This window comes from Bradyrhizobium sp. HKCCYLRH3059 (assembly GCF_051168035.1).
Taxonomy (GTDB): Bacteria; Pseudomonadota; Alphaproteobacteria; order Rhizobiales; family Xanthobacteraceae; genus Bradyrhizobium.
In genome coordinates, this window is the sequence record NZ_JBNPUF010000012.1 from 175,322 (window position 1) to 190,450 (window position 15,129).

The 15,129-nt window shown below is 66.1% G+C and carries 12 protein-coding genes; 7 read left to right on the top strand and 5 right to left on the bottom strand.

What is annotated here, in order from left to right; translation table 11 throughout:
* Positions 1 to 58 precede the first annotated feature (58 nt).
* On the bottom strand, positions 59 to 349 hold the full coding sequence (locus tag ACQR13_RS29945) for a DUF6881 domain-containing protein (protein WP_316175027.1): 291 nt from the start codon (positions 347 to 349) through the stop codon (positions 59 to 61).
* Positions 350 to 718: 369 nt separating this feature from the next.
* Here ACQR13_RS29945 and ACQR13_RS29950 point away from each other — a divergent pair, with 369 nt between their 5' ends.
* Positions 719 to 1,666 (top strand): DUF817 domain-containing protein, encoded by a 948-nt coding sequence (locus ACQR13_RS29950; RefSeq protein ID WP_434863496.1) that lies wholly within the window; start codon positions 719 to 721, stop codon positions 1,664 to 1,666.
* A gap of 248 nt (positions 1,667 to 1,914) precedes the next feature.
* On the opposite strand, the gene ACQR13_RS29955 is transcribed toward ACQR13_RS29950, so the two are convergent.
* The gene (locus ACQR13_RS29955; protein ID WP_315716474.1) at positions 1,915 to 2,151 is read right to left on the bottom strand and encodes a hypothetical protein; all 237 of its coding nucleotides are present in this window, start codon (positions 2,149 to 2,151) and stop codon (positions 1,915 to 1,917) included.
* 219 nt (positions 2,152 to 2,370) lie between these two features.
* On the opposite strand from ACQR13_RS29955, the gene ACQR13_RS29960 reads away from it, so the two are divergent.
* Positions 2,371 to 2,745, top strand: coding sequence for a thiol-disulfide oxidoreductase DCC family protein (locus tag ACQR13_RS29960; RefSeq protein ID WP_315716704.1), 375 nt, complete (start codon positions 2,371 to 2,373; stop codon positions 2,743 to 2,745).
* A 279-nt stretch (positions 2,746 to 3,024) separates the two neighbouring features.
* Here the strand turns inward: ACQR13_RS29960 and ACQR13_RS29965 are convergent, their stop codons facing one another.
* From ACQR13_RS29965 to ACQR13_RS29975, 3 genes are all read right to left on the bottom strand, one after another.
* Positions 3,025 to 3,345, bottom strand: coding sequence for a hypothetical protein (locus tag ACQR13_RS29965; protein ID WP_315810608.1), 321 nt, complete (start codon positions 3,343 to 3,345; stop codon positions 3,025 to 3,027).
* Between the two features lie 258 nt (positions 3,346 to 3,603).
* Positions 3,604 to 4,116, bottom strand: coding sequence for a hypothetical protein (locus ACQR13_RS29970; protein ID WP_315716476.1), 513 nt, complete (start codon positions 4,114 to 4,116; stop codon positions 3,604 to 3,606).
* Between the two features lie 86 nt (positions 4,117 to 4,202).
* Positions 4,203 to 5,147, bottom strand: coding sequence for an OmpA family protein (locus ACQR13_RS29975; RefSeq protein WP_316202676.1), 945 nt, complete (start codon positions 5,145 to 5,147; stop codon positions 4,203 to 4,205).
* A 272-nt stretch (positions 5,148 to 5,419) separates the two neighbouring features.
* Between ACQR13_RS29975 and ACQR13_RS29980 the strand changes: the two genes are divergently transcribed.
* The 5 genes from ACQR13_RS29980 to ACQR13_RS30000 all read left to right on the top strand — a co-directional run.
* Positions 5,420 to 6,226 (top strand): lytic murein transglycosylase, encoded by an 807-nt coding sequence (locus ACQR13_RS29980; protein ID WP_315754577.1) that lies wholly within the window; start codon positions 5,420 to 5,422, stop codon positions 6,224 to 6,226.
* 81 nt (positions 6,227 to 6,307) lie between these two features.
* Complete coding sequence (gene putA, locus ACQR13_RS29985) at positions 6,308 to 9,961, top strand: trifunctional transcriptional regulator/proline dehydrogenase/L-glutamate gamma-semialdehyde dehydrogenase (RefSeq protein ID WP_434863497.1); 3,654 nt, start codon at positions 6,308 to 6,310, stop codon at positions 9,959 to 9,961.
* Positions 9,962 to 10,081: 120 nt separating this feature from the next.
* Positions 10,082 to 11,329 (top strand): metal-dependent hydrolase family protein, encoded by a 1,248-nt coding sequence (locus tag ACQR13_RS29990; protein ID WP_315754575.1) that lies wholly within the window; start codon positions 10,082 to 10,084, stop codon positions 11,327 to 11,329.
* A gap of 345 nt (positions 11,330 to 11,674) precedes the next feature.
* Complete coding sequence (locus ACQR13_RS29995; protein WP_315715219.1) at positions 11,675 to 13,051, top strand: IS30 family transposase; 1,377 nt, start codon at positions 11,675 to 11,677, stop codon at positions 13,049 to 13,051.
* 705 nt (positions 13,052 to 13,756) lie between these two features.
* A partial coding sequence (locus tag ACQR13_RS30000; RefSeq protein ID WP_434863498.1) for an IS1182 family transposase occupies positions 13,757 to 15,129 on the top strand: 1,373 nt, incomplete at its 3' end.

Here is a 15,129-nt window from a genome sequence, read left to right on the forward strand (position 1 = left end):
TTTGCGCCCGGACGAGCGAAAGCAGGCGGGGTTGTGAAATGCGCGGCCATGTTTGGAGTTACTTGCGCGAATGCCGTGCATTCCAACGACGCTCGAAAGCCTCCTGAGAAATCTCTTCGGGTACAAACTCGGGATCTCTCGCGATTTCGTCCAGCGGAGGAACGGGGATCGAGCCGAGTCGCGTGCCGTCGGTTGCTTCGGTGGCGCTTGCGAATCCCACCGTGCCATCACGAAATATTTCGAGCTTGCGCGTTTCAAAGCGCTCCCGATCGAGCTCGCTCCACAAGTCAACTGGCTCATCCTGAAAGTCGTGAAGCCAGCGCACTCGTATATAGATGTTCTCGCCCATCGTTGGGATCATGCACCGCGAACAACCTCTGCGAACCATATCATGTGTAGCAATAGTAGGGTGGGCAAAGGCGAGGCTTGCTGTGTCGACTTGCGCCGTCGCTGCGTGCGCCGTGCCCACCGATCACGGGCGCCGCACTTGATGGTGGGCACGCGCCGTCTATCGGCGTCGCTTTGCCCACCCTACGGCACCGGGGCTGAGCCACTTTCATCGTCGCCGCGGAGCCGTGCGTTGGATTGTCGCTGCAGAAAAGTCAGCCTTCGCACGTCCGCACGTGTCCGCGCTGCGGCGGGAAGAGACGGAACTTTACGCTGACGCGGCATGACACGCGGCTGCTAGTCATCGGTGTCCTCACCGATCCGGCCTTCCATGCAGCACGACGAAGTCTCATCATCTGCTTTCCACGCGCCCGCCAGCTCTGCCGCGATCTGGGCGCCACTGCGTCCCTTCATTGCCGCCGAGGCGCGACTTGCCGCGCGGGCGGCTGCGACGCCCTGTACTGGAGGCCCCTACGAATTCCTCCGCTTCGGCGTGAAGCAGGCTTACGCCTGCCTGTTCGGCGGCATCGCGGTGGCGCTGATGCTGCTGACGTGGCGGTTCTATCCGGCGAACGCGCCGCTCGCGCGCTACGATTTCCTCTTCCTCTGCATGCTCGCCGTCCAGGCCGCATTGCTCGCCGCCCGTCTGGAGACAGCCGAGGAGGCGAAGATCATCCTGATCTATCACCTCGTCGGCACCGCCATGGAGCTGTTCAAAACCGCGACCGGCTCGTGGATCTATCCCGAGCCGAGCCTGATCCGGCTCGGCGGCGTGCCGCTGTTCTCGGGCTTCATGTATTCCTGCATCGGCAGCTATCTCTGCCGGGTCTGGCGGCTGTTCGATTTCCGCTTCACGGGCCACCCGTCACGGCGTTGGCTGATCGGCTTGAGCGCGGCCATCTACCTCAACTTCTTCACCGACCATTATGGGATCGATCTAAGGCTCGTGCTGTTCGGCTGCGCCGCTCTACTGTTCGCGCCGGCCACGGTCCACTTCAAGGTCTGGCGCGTGCACCGGTCGATGCCGCTGCTGCTCGGGCTCGTCCTGGTGTCGCTGTTCATCTGGCTGTCGGAGAACGTCGGCACCTTCACCCGGATCTGGCTCTATCCGCAGCAGGCGCATGGCTGGACCATGGTGTCGCCGGCCAAGCTCGGCTCGTGGTTTCTGCTGCTGATCATCAGCTACACGCTGGTCAGCCTGATCAACCGGCCGAGGGCGATGGAGCAGGGCAGGGCGGTAAGGTCGGCCGCCGTCGAGCCGGAGCGAGAGGCGGCGTGACGGTCGGATGTGGGTCGAGATATCTCCGCGTCGTGCGCGGGCTTGTCCCGCCTGCGCGGCCGAAGCCGCTTCGTCGCGGCGAAGGCCCGCCCATCCACGTCATTGCGACGTCAACGACGCGGATGGCCGGGACAGGCCCGGCCATGACGCGTAACCCATGATGAGGTCGTTCGTGGTACGCAGTTGATCGTGGGCACGCGGCCGCCTGGCGGCGGTCGCTTTGCCCACCCTACGGCAGCTCGGCCGGCCTACTTCTTCTTCGCCCCAACGCGCTCGAGCGACTTGATCTGAAGTGGCGGGCGGCCGGATTTTTCGGCGATCTCGCGGTCCTGCTCCATGATGAAGCCGCGCGCGGGCTCGTCGCCGTCGAGGCCGCCGAGCAGCTCGGCCGGGACGCGCCGGTTGGAGCGCTGCGAGCCGTCCTCGTAGGTCACGTTGAAGAAGGCGAATTCGCCTTTGGGATTGGAGCCGGGTTTTTTCGCCATGGATGGCGCTTTACGGCGGCGGGACCGGTCCGGTCAATGCCAGAAAATGCTTATCCGCTGCCCGAATTTGACTTTTTCGTCATATGGTTTTCGCCGAATCGGCAGGGCGGCCGGAGCGATCACGGACCGGCCGGCGGGGTCCCGAAACACCTCGATTTTGCCGGATGAAAGTGCGTTCATCGTGGACGTCTCACCCCGCCGCGAATGCAGCCCATGTCGATGCCCCAACTCACCATCTGGTACAACACGCGCTGCCCGGTCTGTGACGCCGGCATCGACTGGCAGCGCAACAAGCTGCTGGCGCTGGTCAAGTCGGGGCGGGTCGCGTTCAAGGACATCAACGAGCAGCCCGACGCGCTGGCCGCATTCGGCGCCGATGTCGACGCCGTCCGCCGCCGCCTGCACGCGACCGACGAGGACGGCGAGCTGATCACCGGCGCCGACGTGGCGCTGCTGCTGTGGGCGCTGACGCCGGGCGAGGGCTGGCTGGCGACCCTGTTCGGCAACCGCCTGGTGCGGCCGCTGACGCGGTTCGGCTATGACCGGTTTGCCGATGTGCTGTTCGCCTGGAACAAGCGGAGGGGGCATTGGTGAGCGAGAGCTGCCGCTTGAGCCAAGGCTTCGGCCGCTGGCGCGGTCGACTCCCCTCCCCGTTGCGGGGAGGGGTCGGGGGTGGGGGTCCACGAGTCCCGCTTGAGCTGAGACGCACTGATCTCGCCGAGCATCTTCACGGATGACGCCAATCGAGTTGAGCGCCTCCGGACTCGTATTGTCGAGCGCGCCTCACTGAGTTCAGCGCCCGGAGACCCCCACCCCCGACCCCTCCCCGCAAGGGGGAGGGGAGCGCACCGAGCGCGTGGTAACAGCTCGACTCTAACGCCGCCGCACCTTGACCTGGGCGTGCACCCGCGTGCCGCCGTGCGGGCCGTCGTCATCATCACCGCGGCCGAGCGCCATGATCGCGGTGCCCATCGCGGTCGAGCCGAAGGTGACGAAGAACGAGCCGAGCAAGAGACCGATGGCGACGACGGGCGAGTGGTCGGCGAAGATCAGGTGACGCAGGCCCCAGGGATCGAGCAGCAGCAATCCGCCGACCAGCACCACGGCCATGCCGAGGCCGAGCGCGAGATTGATCGCGAGCAGGCGGAACAGAGGGATCTGAAGCAATCGGCGCTGGCGTTGATTGTGCTGCATCGGCGATCTCCCGAGGGATCGTGAACGACAACGATATCGTAGCACCGTCCGCGACCGGCTCAAGGCCGGAGCCGCTCGGGGCGGGCATGGCTGCGCCGCGTGCGGCGCGCCGATTTGGGACAGGAGGCGGGAGTGTCCCGGCGGCCCTCTCTTGTCCGCGGACCTCGCGCGCACAAGGCGCCCGCGGCACGTCTCGCTCCGTCATTCCGGGCCCCCGAGCGCTCCGGATGACGCCTCATTGAAACCGGAGCTGCGGCCTCACGCCGCCTCGCCCTCGGCCACCCCGTGCTGCCTGGCGATCACGCTCTGCCAGACGCTGGCGATCGCGCGTTGCGTCTCCGGTGCGATCAGGCAGTGGCCTTCATTGTCGAAGCCGCAGAAGCGCACCGAGGGATCGTGCCTCACCTCGACCAGCGCCTTGTTGATCATCTCCAGCGAGGCCATCACCTGGCCGATGTTCTGCAGCCGCGTGTGATGCAGGATGTCGATCAGGCGGAACATCATGATCGGCGGCTGGCCCATCGCGATGCCCGGCCGACCGAACTCGAAGAACACATTGACGGCCGGCAGCGCGCTCTGGATCTGCGCTAGGACCTTGGCCGCATCCTCGACGCTGCAGGCGACGAGATGCGCGCTCTGGGCGGGGAGGGTAGGCGTCAGCGGCGCCTCCGGGCCGAGCCCGAGACCCGACAGCACCTGATGCTCGATCCAACGCCGCACCTCCGGCGGCGCCGAGCGGATCTGGTCGGTCGACAGCGTAATCCCGATCATGGCGATCTCCATTTCGGCCGCGGAGCTTAGGGCGTCATGATGGCACGGTGTTGACGAGGATCAAGCGGCCGCGCCGGCGCAGCGCCTCAGGGCGCCACCAGTTCGACGCGGCGGTTCAGCGTGCGGCCCGCATCGGTGGCATTGCTGCCGACCGGCGCGAGCAGGCCGACGCCCGCGGTGCGCAGCCGCGCTGGCGCGATGCGATAGCTGCGCGAAAGCTCGGCGGCGACCGCCTCGGCGCGCCGCCGTGACAGATCGAGATTGTAGTCGTAGCTGCCTTGGTTGTCGGTATGGCCGACGATGAAGACGCTGAGCTGCGGCTGGCCGGCGAGCAACTGCGCGATCTGCTCCAGTGTCGGCCGGCTCTCCGGCTTCATCGTCGCCTTGTCGGTGTCGAAATAGATGCCGTAGAGCGCGATGTGGCCCTTGTCGCCGAGGCCCTTCGCCATCTCGGCTGCGCTCACCATCTTGTTCTCCATCGCGCCGAGCTCGGCAACGGTGAGCTGGGCATAGATCTGCTCGTTGTTCTGGCTGACCAGCACGCTGGCAAAGGTCTCGCGGCCGCCGGCCTCCTTGCGGCCGGCAAAATAGCGGTAGTCGAAGCCATCGGCCCACATCTGTGGAACCGGCAGCAGGTCGATCGCCTCGGTGAAGGGAATGCCGCCGCAGGCATCGGTGTCGCAGGCGAGGAGCTTCTCGAAGCCGGCCTTGGCGAGCTGGTTTTCGAAATTGCGCGACACTTCGAGGATCGAGGGACCCGGCGCGGTGCGATAGGCGATTCTGACGACGCGCCCCTCCAGGCGTCGCTCGTCGGTCGCCTTGTCCGCCTTGAACGGCGCCGCCTGCAGCCGCATCGCATCGAAATCCTTGGCGACATAGCCGGTGATCACGCTGCCGGCGAAGCGGCCGATCCCGGGGTAATCCTTTGCGCCCGCCACATCGCCGGGCTGAGCGGCCGCGGGCGCCAGGCCGTGACACATCAGGGCCGCGACCAAGGTGAGCTGTGCCAGTGTGCCGAGCCGGAACATCATCGTCATGGGGACCTCTCCCGAAAAGTGGCGCCAACGCTCGTGGTTTTCAGAACGCGCGCTTGGATCGGCGCGCGAAAACGGCGCGACGTCGGACGAGGCACGCCCTGCATGAGTGGCGACGAGCGCGCCGACCGTTCAAAAAAAGATGACGATGGGGTGCGGTTCGGTGGCTATCGCCCGCCGGCTGGCCTGGTACCGCCAAATCAGGCATTGTGACGGCGTCCGCCGCCGGACTGCCGTCATCATGCTCTCATGCAGGGACCTTTCTCCTCATGTCCGTTGTCCGCTTCCTTGTTGCCGTCGCGATCCTCTCCTTTGCCTCTCCCGCTTTGGCCGCGCGCTGCGGCGGCGACTTCAATACCTTCATCGCGGGCGTCTCGGCGGAGGCGCAGAGCGCCGGCGTCTCGGGCGGCACGATCAGCCAGGCGCTGTCGGGCGTGACGCTCGATCCGGCCGTGCTCGCCTTCGACCGCCGCCAGCGCTACACCTTCAACAAGAGCTTCGAGCAGTACGTCTCGACCCGCGTCGGCGCGGGCCGCATCAATGGCGGCCGCGCCATGCTGCAGCGGCACGCCGCGCTGCTGTCGCGCATCGAGCAACAATATGGCGTGCCGCGCCAGATCCTGGTCGCGATCTGGGGACTCGAGACCGATTTCGGCAAGGGCGACATGGGCAAGCTGCCGGTGATCCGCACGCTTGCGACCTTGGCGCATGACTGCCGCCGCACTGAGCTGTTCCAGGGCGAGCTGCTGGCGGCGCTGAAGATCGTGCAGCGCGGCGATCTCACTCTGCGCGACCTCGTGGGCGCCTTCGCCGGCGAGATCGGCCAGACCCAGTTCCTGCCGTCGTCCTACATCAAATACGGCGTCGATTTCGACGGCGACGGCCGCGTCGACCTGCGCCACTCCACCGCGGACGTGCTGGCCTCGACCGCCAACCTGCTGCACAGCAACGGCTTCAAGATGGGCCAGCCCTACGACGAGGGCTCGGCCAATTTCGACGCGATGCGCGAGTGGAACAGGGCGGTGATCTACCGCAAGACGATCGGCTACTACGCCGATCAGCTGATCGGGCGGTAGCGTTATCCGTCGCTCGCCCCTTGCTCTCAGGTCCCGTGCATGCGCGGCGAGTGACGGGGATCGCTTCAGAGGAGACGGGTCATGTCGCAGTCGCCGCCACGACCGTTCGCCGCGTTCGCGACCCAGGTCCAGCGCCAGAACGGGCTGCGCGCCGCGATCACCTCGGCCTATCGCCGCGCCGAGCCGGAGTGCATCGCGCCGCTGCTCGATCTCGCCGCGCTCCCGGAGGCATCGTCGGCACGAGCGGCCGGTCTGGCGCGGGATCTGGTCCTGCGTCTGCGCGGCAAGGCGCAATCCGGCGGCGTCGAGGGACTGATCCACGAATATTCGCTGTCGAGCCAGGAGGGCGTGGCCCTGATGTGCCTGGCCGAGGCGCTGCTGCGGATTCCGGACACCGCGACGCGGGATGCGCTGATCCGCGACAAGATCGCAACCGGCGATTGGCGCGCCCATATCGGGCACAGCCCGTCGCTGCTGGTGAACGCCGCGACCTGGGGCCTCATCGTCACCGGCACGCTGACGGCCGCGGCCAGCGAGGACAGCCTGGCGTCGGCGCTGACACGGCTGATCGCCCGCGGCGGCGAGCCGATCATCCGCAAGGGCGTCACGCTCGCCATGCGCCTGATGGGCGAACAGTTCGTGGCCGGTCAGACCATCGACGCGGCGCTGTCGAACGGCCGTCCATGGGAAGCGCAGGGCTTCCGCTACTCCTATGACATGCTCGGGGAGGCCGCGACGACGGCGGAAGACGCCGCGCGCTACTTCGCCGCCTACGAGGCGGCGATCCATGCGATCGGGCGGCACGCGGCCGGTGCCGGCATCTACGAAGGGCCGGGCATCTCGATCAAGCTCTCGGCGCTGCATCCGCGCTATGTCAGCATCAAGCGCGACCGCGTCATGGACGAGCTGCTGCCGCGGCTGAAGCGGCTGGTGCTGCTCGCGCGGCGATACGACATCGGCCTCAACATCGACGCCGAGGAAGCCGACCGTCTCGACCTGTCCCTCGATCTGCTCGAGGCGCTCTGCCTCGATCCGGATCTCGCCGGCTGGAACGGCATCGGCTTCGTCATCCAGGCCTATCAGAAGCGCTGCGCCTTCGTCGTCGATTGGCTCATCGACCTCGCGCGGCGCACGCGGCGCCGGCTGATGGTGCGCCTCGTCAAGGGCGCCTATTGGGACAGCGAGATCAAGCGCGCCCAGGTCGATGGCCTGGAGGACCTTCCGGTCTTCACGCGCAAGCACCATACCGACGTGTCGTACCTCGCCTGCGCCCGCAAACTCCTGGGCGCGCCCGACGCCGTGTTCCCGCAGTTCGCGACGCATAATGCGCGGACGCTGGCATCGATCGTGGAGATGGCCGGCCCCACCTACGCGCGCGGCCAGTACGAATTCCAGTGCCTGCACGGCATGGGCGAGCCGCTCTACGAGGAGGTTGTCGGACCCGCACGGCTCGGCCGGCCGTGCCGCATCTACGCGCCGGTCGGCTCGCACGAGACGCTGCTGGCCTATCTGGTGCGGCGGCTGCTGGAGAACGGCGCCAACACCTCCTTCGTCAATCGCATCGCCGATCCCGCCGTCTCCGTCGACGATCTGATCGCGGACCCCGTCGCCATCGTTCGCGCGTCGGAACGCCCGGGCGCGCCGCACGACAAGATCAGGCGCCCGCCCGAGCTGTTCGGCCCGGACCGCGCGAACTCGGCCGGCTTCGATCTCTCCGATCAGCGCGCGCTGGCGCGTCTCGGCGAAGGCCTGGTCACGAGCGCGAGCCTCGATTGGACGGCTGCGGCGCCGGGAGCGACCACCAGCGAAGGCGCGCGCCGCATTCGCAATCCCGCCGACCGCCGTGACGTCGTCGGCGCGGTCAGGGATGCCGCGCCTGCCGAGATCGAGGCGGCCCTGTCGCGTGCGGCGAACGCCGCGCCGGCCTGGGCCGCGACCAGCCCCCGCGCGCGCGCCGCATGCCTGCGCGCCGCGGCCGAGACGATGGAGGCGCGTCGCCTCGTCCTCATCGGCTTGATCGTCCGCGAGGCCGGCAAGACCTTTGCGAACGCCGTCGGCGAGGTGCGCGAAGCCGTCGATTTCCTGCGCTATTATGCGGGCGAGATCGAACGTCTCTCCGAGGGCGATAGTCCCGACCCGCTCGGCCCCGTGGTGTGCATCAGCCCGTGGAATTTTCCGCTCGCGATCTTCACCGGCCAGGTCGCGGCGGCGCTCGCGGCCGGCAATCCGGTGCTGGCGAAACCTGCCGAGGAGACGCCGCTGATCGCCGCCCAAGCGGTTCGCATCATCCATGAGGCCGGCGTTCCAGCGGATGTCCTGCAATTGCTGCCGGGCGACGGCCGCGTCGGCGCGGCGCTGGTTGCTGACGCCCGCGTCCAGGCCGTGATGTTCACGGGATCGACCGACGTCGCGCGGCTGATCCAGAAACAGCTTGCCGAGCGCCTCACCGTCCATGGACAGCCCGTGCCGCTGATCGCGGAGACCGGCGGCCAGAACGCGCTGGTCGTGGATTCCTCCGCGCTCGCCGAGCAGGTCGTCGCCGATGTCATCACCTCCGCCTTCGACTCCGCCGGCCAGCGCTGCTCGGCGCTGCGCATCCTCTGCCTGCAGGACGATGTCGCCGATCGCATCCTGTCGATGCTGCGCGGCGCGATGGCCGAGCTCGAGCTCGGCGATCCGAGCCTGCTGTCCGTCGACGTCGGGCCGGTGATTTCCGACGAGGCACGCGACACCATCTCCGCTCATGTCGCGTCGATGCGCGCCCGCGGTCATGCGGTGGACGAGCTGCCGCTGCCGCCGCAGGCGGCGCACGGGACTTTCGTTGCGCCGACCATCATCGAGATCGCCAGCATCTTCGATGTCGAGCGCGAGGTGTTCGGCCCCGTCCTCCACGTCCTGCGCTACCGTCGCGAGCAGCTCGCTGACCTCATCGACGCGATCAACCTCACCGGCTATGGCCTGACCTTCGGCATCCACTCGCGGATCACGGAGACAATTGCGCGGGCGTCGGGCCGCAGCGCCGCCGGCAACATCTACGTCAACCGCAACGTGATCGGCGCGGTCGTCGGCGTGCAGCCATTCGGCGGCTCCGGCCTGTCGGGGACCGGGCCGAAGGCCGGCGGTCCGCTGTATCTGCGCCGGCTGTTCGCGATGCCGCCGCGCCAGCGGCTCATGGCGTCGCAGTCTGACGCGGTCTTGCGCTCTTATCTCGACGGGTTGCGCGCCAGCGGACACGCCGAGGCGGCGCTGGCGTGCGAGGCGCATGGGCCCCAGGTGCGGGCCGGGCTCGAGATCGAGTTGCCAGGACCCGTCGGCGAACAGAACATCTATCGCATCACCGCGCGCGGCGTCGTCGCTGCACTGGCGAGAAGCGAGCAGGCGTTGCTGGTCCAGATAGGCGTCATTCTGATGACCGGAAACGACGCGTTCGTCGAACGCGCCAGCCCTGCTTGTGCCGTGTTGGGACCGCTCGCCAGCCGGCTGCGCGGCCGCCTGCGGATCGTCGACAGCTGGCGGGCTCTCCGCGATCTGCAGGCCGTGCTTTCCGACGGCGAGGCGGATGAATTGATCGCGCTCGGCCGCGACCTCGCCACGCGCCCCGGACCGATCGTCCCGCTCGTCACGCCGCGCGCCAGCGACGGCTGCTACGATCTCGACCGGCTGGTCACCGAAGTCAGTCTCTCCACCAACACCGCAGCCGCCGGCGGCAATGCCAGCCTGATGTCGATCGGCTGAGAAGACAGGTATTCCGTCCCGGGCTGGCTCGAGGCCGCTGGACAGGATAGGGGAGAACACCGTCATCGTCGGCCCGCTCCGCCCGCTGACGCACGCTTCGTACAGATCGAGGACACCTTGATGTCGACCATCCTGTTCAAGAATGCCGCTCTGCTCGACCCGCTGCAGCCGGAGCTGCGCGAAGGCCATCACGTGCTGGTCGAGGACCATCTGATCAAGGAGGTGTCTGACAAGCCGTTGCAGACCAGCGTCGACCAGACCATCGATCTCCAAGGCAAGACGCTGATGCCGGGGCTGATCGACCTGCACGTCCATGCGATCGCGGTCGAGCTCAATCTTGCCCAGCAAGTGCAGATGCCGAATGTGCTGGTGACCCTGCGCTCGGCGCTGCTGCTCAAGGGCATGCTGCGGCGGGGCTTTACGACGGTGCGTGACGCCGGCGGCGCCGGCTATCCGCTGAAGCAGGCCGTCGACACCGGCCTCACCGAGGGCCCGCGGCTGTTCGTCTCCGGCCGTGCGCTCAGCCAGACCGGCGGCCATGGCGACATGCGGGCGCGGACGGATTTCCTTTCCGACAACGCCCCTTGTCCGTGCTGCGTGCGCGTCGGCGCGCTGGCCCGCGTGGCCGACGGCGTCGATGCCGTGCGCAAGGCGGTGCGCGAGGAGCTCCAGATGGGCGCCGACCAGATCAAGATCATGGCGTCCGGCGGCGTGGCCTCGCCGACCGATCCCGTCGGCGCGTTCGGCTACTCGGAGGACGAGATCCGCGCCATCGTCGCCGAGGCCCGCGCGCGGCAGACCTACGTCCTGGCGCATGCCTACACGGCAGAGGCGATCGCCCGCGCCGTCCATTGCGGCGTGCGCACCATCGAGCATGGCAACCTGGTCGACCTTCCGACCGCGCGCCTGATGGCCGAGAAGGGCGTCTATGTCGTCCCGACGCTCGTCACCTATGAGGCACTCGCCAATGAGGGCGCGCAGTATGGCCTGCCGCCGGAGAGCGTCGCCAAGATCGCCGACGTCCGCGATGCCGGCCTGCGTTCGCTCGGCATCTACCGCGACGCCGGCGTCAAGATGGGCTTCGGCAGCGATCTCCTGGGACCGTCCCAGCGCCTGCAGAGCGATGAATTCCGGATCCGCGCCGAGATCCTTGGTCCCCGCGAGGTCATCGCCAGCGCGACCGTGATCGGCGCCGAGGTGCTGGGCATGCAGGGCAAGCTCGGTCGGATATTGCCAGGCGCCTTCGCCGACCTGCTCGTGGTCGAGGGCAATCCGCTGCGCGACGTCTCGTGCCTGCTCGGCCAGGGCGATCACATTCCGCTGGTGATGAAGGCCGGCAAGGTCCACATCGACAGGCTGAACGCCTGAGGCAACTCGGCGCCGAAATCCACCGGGCCAATGATCGACAGTCCCAGCGTTTGTGCGCGCTGTCATGCGGGACGTCCATCGTCTCTCCGCCGCCTCGACGCTGCGGGCGCCGACATCTGCGATGAGTGCTTCTTGGAACGCAGTCATTCGGCCTCGCGGCGCTCCGTGCGTCCGAGTTGTGCGGGTCGTTTCGCCCTCATCGACGAAGAGGGCGCAGGGAATGCCGGGAGCTGGCCGCCCCCATGGCCCGCCTGCGAAAAAAATGCAGGCGGCAGGTACCACAGGTTCAGCCGAGACATCCGGCGGATTCAATTGGTCGTCGCAACACTCGATGAGGAGGTTGCGATGGGCATTCGAAAGAAACGGTCAACGCGGGGCAAGCTGGGATCATTGGGGCGCCCACCAGTTGCGGGGCGTGCGGAACAGCAGAAATTTTGGCGTGGGATTGCCGCTGGGTTGAACAGCGAGAATGCTGCGCTGGCTGCTGGATTATCGGATGCTGTCGGCCCCCGATTATTTCGAAAAGCGGGCGGCGTGGCACCGGCAATGTTCCGACCTTCAGCGAAGCCGCTCTCCGGACGGCACCTCTCTTTTTCTGAGCGCGAAGAGATTGCGCTGCTGAATGCGCAGCGCCATTCTGTACGAGAGATAGCGCGGCGTCTCAATCGATCTCCCTCGACCATCTCCCGTGAACTCGATCGCAATGCGGCCACGCACGGCGGCAAGATGGCCTATCGGGCGACGGCCGCCCAGTGGCATGCAGATCGATCGGCCCGGCGTCCTAAGCCGAGCAAGCTTGCAAGCAACGCCGCCTTACGCGCTTATGTTGAAGAGCGGCTTGCAGGGTTTGTCGCACCTCCAGGCGGCGTTCGGCGGAAGGCCGGTCGTGCGGGCTCTAGCCAGGATCAGGGGTGGACGAAAGCGTGGAGTCCCGAGCAGATTGCCCGGCGCTTACCGATCGACTTCCCGGATGACGAGGCGATGCGCATCAGCCACGAAGCCATTTACCAGGCGCTTTTTGTTCAGGGCCGAGGAGCGCTGAAACGCGAGTTGTCGTCCTGTTTGCGAACGGGACGTGCGCTGCGCGTGCCCCGAGCGCGTACGCGGAAGCGCAGCAAAGGCTTCATATCGCCAGAGATCATGATCAGTGAGCGTCCGGCCGAAGTCGCGGATCGAGCTGTGCCGGGACATTGGGAAGGAGATCTGATCGTCGGCTCCGCCAGCTCGGCAATCGGCACGCTGGTCGAACGCAGCACGCGGTTTACAATGCTCCTGCACCTTCCACGGCTGCCGGGGTTTGACGATGGCCCACGTACGAAGGATGGGCCTGCGCTCTCCGGACACGGAGCTGAAGCGGTACGCGATGCGATCACGCGCACCATCGTCACCTTGCCCAAAGAACTCCGCCGCTCGCTAACCTGGGATCAGGGGACCGAAATGGCTCAACACAGTGACCTCAAGATCGATACAGACCTTCAGATCTACTTCTGCGATCCAAGAAGCCCCTGGCAACGTGGCACGAACGAGAACACGAATGGCCTGCTGCGGCAGTACTTCCCGAAAGGTACCGATCTGAGCGTCTACGATGCTGACGAGATCGCCGCCGTGGCCGCAGCGCTCAATTCCCGACCGAGAAAGACGCTAGGATGGAAAACTCCAGCAGAAGCGCTTGACGAGCTGCTGTCACGAATGAAAACACTTGGTGTTGCGACCACCGCTTGAGCCCGCCCCCCGGCATTCCCCGCGCGATGGTTGGGCGGCTTATACGTCCTCTCCCCGGGGACCGGCTGTCTTGCCCCCGTCACGAACGGATCATCGTCACCGTCCGCTTGGCCTCAGCACCGGGAGGCCAGGACCCTACGATTTCGCCGGCGCATCGGGCTCGTTCGTCCGCACGATTGCTCGCGCTGCGATCCAATGCACCCACCGCATCCCGCACCCACGTCTCGTGACGATCGCGAAGCGCCCCTCATGGCGGGACGGGATGCGCATAGTCAATCATGTTTTTCTGAAAAACGAAAGTAGAATATTTTCCGTGGGGAGGACTGGACAAGGGTGATGTGCTTGAGGCGGTGAGCAAAATCAGATTTTGGGCGCATCGCATCAGAGGTCTACTTGTCGGTCGTGCGCGCCTGGCTCCGGGCCCGCACGAGTCTCGAGAAGCATATCCGCTCAAGCCCAGCACGCCGACGTCTTTGGCGGCGGCCGGAAGGTCCGAGAAGGGCGAATTGCGGACGTGACAGGGCCGCGCGACCGGGCCGTGAATGGCCTTGAGCCTGCCGACTTGCGGCGCTGCATCAAGTCGGCAACTATCCGAGGTACACCGGCCGTGACGCTAGCTCGTTCGGGAAGGCAGCTCGTGACCCTGGCTGTGTGAAAACGCTGCGCGGCTGTTATGATTCTCCAGTGATTCTTTTGGGGGAATCGATGAGGCGCTTCGTTGAAGAGGCGGATCGTGGGCAATGGACGCTGTTGCCTGAATGCCTCGATGATTTCATTGACGAGAGCAACCCCGTTCGCGTGATCGACGCATTTGTCGAAGCGCTCGATTTGTCTGAGATGGGTTTTGAAGGGGTGGAGCCGGCAGCCACCGGTCGGCCGTCGTACCACCCCTCGGTTCTCCTGAAGCTTTACATCTACGGCTATCTGAACCGGGTGCAGTCGAGCCGGCGGCTCGAACGGGAGGCCGGCCGCAATCTCGAGGTGATGTGGCTGCTGGGTCGGCTCGCGCCTGATCACAAGACCATCGCCGACTTCCGTAAAGACAACGGCCTGGCGCTTCGCAAGGTCTGTGCGCGCTTTGTCGAACTCTGCCGTGGGATGGGCTTTCTGGCGACGGCGAGCGTCGCCATCGATGGCAGCAAGTTCAAAGCCGTGAACAGCCGAGACAAGAACTTCACACGGGCAAAGGTCCAACGGCGGCGTGCTCAGCTGGAGGAGAGCGTCGCGCGTTATCTGAGCCAACTTGACACGGCCGACCGTCAGGAGCCGACAGAGGCGCTGGCTACGAAGGTGACGAGACTTGCCGAGAAGCTCACGAAGCTGAAGGAGGAAATGGGCAAGCTTGCCGCGTATGAGAAGCAGATGCTTGCGTCGTCCGATCAGCAAATCTCTCTGACCGATCCCGACAGCCGCTCGATGGCAACGAGCGGCCGCGGCTCCGGCGTTGTCGGCTACAATGTACAGGTCGCCGTGGACACCGAGCACCATCTGATTGTGACGCACGAGGTCACGAACAGCGGTTCAGATCGCGCCCAACTTGCTAACATGGCCAAACAGGCAAAGGCCGTTCTCAAGAGCGAGACGCTCGACGCTGTAGCCGATCGCGGCTACTTCAATAGCCCAGAGATCCTCGCGTGCCACGAGGCCGGAATCACGGTGACGCTGCCCAAGCCGCAGACGTCAAATGCTAAGTCGGAGGGACGCTTCGGTAAGCAGGACTTTGTCTATTTGCCAGAACAGGATGCCTATCGCTGCCCAGCTGGAGAGCGATTACCGTATCGCTATACAAACGAAGAAGACGGCAAGGTGTTGCGGCGCTACTGGACCACAGCCTGTCAAACCTGTTCGCTCAAATCCCAGTGCACGCCGGGGCCGGAGCGGCGGATTACACGGTGGGAGCACGAGCATCTGCTTGAGGCAGTGCAGCAGCGCCTTGACGCAAACCCGGAAGCGATGCGCCAGCGGCGCGAGACGGTCGAACATCCGTTCGGCACGATGAAGGCCCGTATGGGAGCGACGCACTTCCTCACTAAATCGCTCCCAAAAGTAGCCGCCGAGATGGCCCTATCGGTTCTGGC